Origin of the sequence: Frankia sp. CpI1-P (assembly GCF_001421075.1) — a bacterium.
In the GTDB taxonomy this organism is placed as follows: Bacteria; Actinomycetota; Actinomycetes; order Frankiales; family Frankiaceae; genus Frankia; species Frankia torreyi.
Genome location: NZ_LJJX01000001.1, coordinates 1 through 2522 on the forward strand (window position 1 = coordinate 1; position 2522 = coordinate 2522).

Annotated in this window: 1 protein-coding gene and 1 pseudogene; one reads left to right on the forward strand and one right to left on the reverse strand. The window is 71.8% G+C overall.

Translation table 11 applies throughout. The features are described 5' to 3' along the window. The coding region (locus FF86_RS36945; protein WP_242417901.1) for an HNH endonuclease signature motif containing protein at positions 1–1303 on the forward strand (1303 nt) is incomplete at its 5' end. Positions 1304–2320: 1017 nt separating this feature from the next. On the opposite strand, the pseudogene FF86_RS00015 reads toward FF86_RS36945, so the two are convergent. Further along, positions 2321–2522, reverse strand: a pseudogene (locus FF86_RS00015) (hypothetical protein); the annotation flags it as partial.

The window sequence follows — 2522 nt, forward strand, 5'->3', positions numbered from 1 at the left end:
GTACTGCACCGCCGGGCAGATCGAGCGGCTGGTCCGGTGTGCCCGGCAGGCCCGCGGGCAGGAGCGGACCCGCCGGTCGGCGCCGCGGCTGGCGTGGCAGTACGACGACGACGGCATGCTCCGGGTGAGCGCGGTTCTTTCTCCGGACGACGGTGCTCGGCTGCTCGCGGCGTTGGACGCGGCCCGGGCGAGCCTGGACACCACCAGCCCCCTCGACACCGCCGGTGCTGCCCAGGCCGGTGATGCCGGCGCCGGTGCGGTGCCCGGAGACGGGGAGAGCGTGGTCCGGGCGCGGGATCGTCAGCGGGACGCCGAGGCGCTGGTCGCGTTGGCCGACGGGTTCCTCGACCGGCAGGCCCCCGGGCTGATGGCCCCCGAACACACCCTGACCGTCCACCTGACCACGACCCTGCCCGACACGACCGACACGACCGACAGCCCCGACACGACCGACAGCCCCGACACGACCGACAGCAGAGACACGGCCAGCGGCGGCGAGGACAGCACCACAGGGCCGGTGGGCAGGGCGCGGATCGGGATCGGGGCGTGGGCGCAGATCGACGGGGGGATCGGGCTGTCCCGGCAGGTCGTGGCACGCCTGGGCTGTGACGGGTTCCTGCGCGGCCTGGTCACCGACCCCGACGGCAATCCGCTGTACCTGGGCCGGCGGCAGCGTCACCCCGGCCAGAGGCTGCGTGACGCCGTCTACGCCCGCGACCACGGCCGCTGCCAGTACCCCGGCTGCGGGCACACCCGCTTCCTGCAGATCCACCACCTCACCGAGTGGGGTTGGGGCGGTGATACCGACATCGACCGCCTCACACTTCGGTTGAGGCACCACCATTCGATCATGTTCCCCATCGGGGTGGAGGCCCCAGCAACCGCCGAAGATCCATCTTCTGTTGATCCGTCAGACGCGGCGCACGCGCCAGCAGTCGCGCCACATGATCCGCAATCGATGATCTTTCCGCGGGAGGCTGCCCGCCCGCCCGCCCGTCCGCGGGCACCGGCGATCCTTCCGGCTGCACCCTCGTCGGCGCCGCATCCGGCACGGCGCCATCCGGGTCGGCCGGGCCGCCGTCCGGTTCATCGTCGAACGGCAGGAACCTCTCCCCGCCGAGCCTCGGCTCACCGCCAGGGCCGGTCATGCCGTCACGTCGCGCTTGCATCAGGGGAACACCGCTTCCAGGCGGACCCCACCGACCGACGGCACGAGACCGACGGGCGCAGGGGTCGACGGGAACAGGACGGCAGTCACCGACGCGCCCCGAGCCCGACCCGGACCGTCACCGCGGCCCCATGAGGTAGCCCGTCCACCTGGCGTCACAGCACACACGAACCGCGGCAGGACGATCAACGCCCCATCCGCACCTCTCCCAACGACCGAGATCGAACGCATGTTCCCATCGGGTGGGGTGGGATCGACGGCCGGCACCCCCCGGGCCCGTTCACATGATCGGCGAAGAATGCGGCAGCGCACAGGAATACCCCCGGGGGTCAGGAAGGGGAAAAGCGGAAACCGGAATGGTTCCCGCTCCACCTACCCTGCCGCCGCGCATACCGGTGTGGAACGGTGCAGATTCGGTTATTCCACGGAATTTCTCCGGCGTAGACGCGGAGTCCACGCCGCGTCAGCCCGGAGCCGACCCGGAGTGGACGGCCCGGAGTGCCCGCGGAGCAGACCCNGAGCCGACCCGGAGAACCCCCGGGCGCACCCCGCCCGTCCCGCCGTCACCCCACCGTGCTCGAGAAACAGGCGTTCGTCTGGGCACGAGTGCGGCCCCGGACCGGTGGCGAGGGGGCGCCTACCGGTCCGGGGCCGACTTCCGTGACCGGCCGGCGTGCCGGTCACGAGGGGGGAGAGGGCCCCGCCGCGTGGACGAGACGCACGGGGCCCTCTCCCTGGTGACAGGGAGGCGTGACCCCTCACCCGTCACCGGCTCACACTGCCGCGATCACTCCTGCGAAGGTCTCCCGCGTTCACCCATCCGACGGAGGAACTCCACTTCACTGCGGAACGTCGCGGTATCGACGGTCAGCCCCGGAAGCTGCAGCCGGATATCGGCCAACAACCGGTGCAGATCCTGGTTTTCCAACGCATGCGCCATCAGATACAACGTCGCGTCCGCGAGCGGATGCGNCCGGTTCACCGCCGCCGACCGGGCCAGCAGCTCCAACACCCGACCGACCACCGCCTCCACCATGTCCCGGTCGGCGTCGGGTAGCTCCCCGGCGATCCGCGCCGACAGCACCAGCCCCAACCGCCTCACCAACGACGGCACACCCACCGGCCCGCCACCGGGCTGGCCGCCGGACGCGGTCACGACCGCCGCTCCAGACCGAGGACCTGCCGGCGGCTCTTCCACTGCTCGTAGCGGTCCGCCGCCATGACCTCCCACACCCGCCGGGACACCCACACATCCCCCGAGTCCCACACCAGCACCTCATGCGCCACCAGCCGCCGCCCCTGAAACGTCGCATCCAACCCGTCCAACGACCCGCCGCACAGCACCAGCCCCCGC